This window comes from Sphingomonas sp. 179-A 2A2 NHS (assembly GCF_045371305.1).
Lineage (GTDB): Bacteria > Pseudomonadota > Alphaproteobacteria > Sphingomonadales > Sphingomonadaceae > Sphingomonas.
This window is the reverse complement of the sequence record NZ_JBIQDE010000042.1, coordinates 1-862: the sequence shown is the minus strand read 5'-3', so window position 1 is coordinate 862 and position 862 is coordinate 1. Positions and strand designations below refer to the sequence as shown.

2 protein-coding genes are annotated in these 862 nt (G+C 62.9%); both read left to right on the top strand.

Features of this window, described 5'->3' with window-relative positions; all coding sequences use genetic code 11:
* Nucleotides 1–227: 227 nt before the first annotated feature.
* On the top strand, nt 228–548 hold the full coding sequence (locus tag ACH0AE_RS17910) for an HNH endonuclease (RefSeq protein ID WP_406876184.1): 321 nt from the start codon (nt 228–230) through the stop codon (nt 546–548).
* A gap of 25 nt (nt 549–573) precedes the next feature.
* On the top strand, nt 574–862 hold a 289-nt coding region (locus ACH0AE_RS17905; RefSeq protein ID WP_406876183.1), incomplete at its 3' end, for a transposase.

The following is an 862-nucleotide window of genomic DNA, read 5'->3' as shown; positions in this document are numbered from 1 at the left end:
CTGCAACACCATCGCTACCTCGCCTACCTCAACAACAACGAGGGGCGGCAGTCGCTCGCCGCTAGCCTGCAGACCCGTTTCGCCGCACTGCGAGGCTGACGACAACCATGACACGCGACATCCCTGCCAGATCAGCGCGGTGAGGACGATCGAACCTGCTCGCTACATGCGGCGTTGCGGACAGAGATGGCGCCGCGGAGGTGCCGATGGAAGGACGAGGCCGAGCCATGGCGAAAATGCCGCAGAAGGTGGATCGGGCCGCCTTCATCGCAAGTAACCCGCGGTGTTGCTACTGCGCCGGAAGGCGGCCGACGACGGAGATCGATCACGCCCCTGCTCGCATCGTCTTCATCAAGAAACATGGGCCCGAAGGCTTCCTGTTTCCGTCCTGCTCGGAGTGCAACCGGATCGCGGGGGTAAGCGAGCAAGTGATGGCGTTCTACATCCGCAGCTTCGACCGGTCCGCTTGCGGACTCGACGAAGCCGAGTTTGAGAAACTGGTATCAGGCCTAGGGTCAGGACCCATTGATGTGAGAGGCACGATCTGATTCAGGCTCCGTGAGGAGACCGTGGATGAGCGACCTGTACTGGCTGACGGATGAGCAGATGGCGCGTCTGCAGCCGTACTTCCCCAAGAGCCACGGCCGGCCGCGGGTGGATGACCGACGGGTTCTGAGCGGCATCGTCTTCGTGAACCGCAATGGGCTGCGCTGGTGTGATGCGCCGCGCGCGTACGGTCCGCACAAGACGCTGTACAACCGGTGGAAGCGTTGGGGCGAACGGGGTGTTTTCCTGCGGATGATGGAGGGTCTTGCGGCAGCGGAGGCCGTACCGAAGACCGTCATGATCGACGCGACTTACC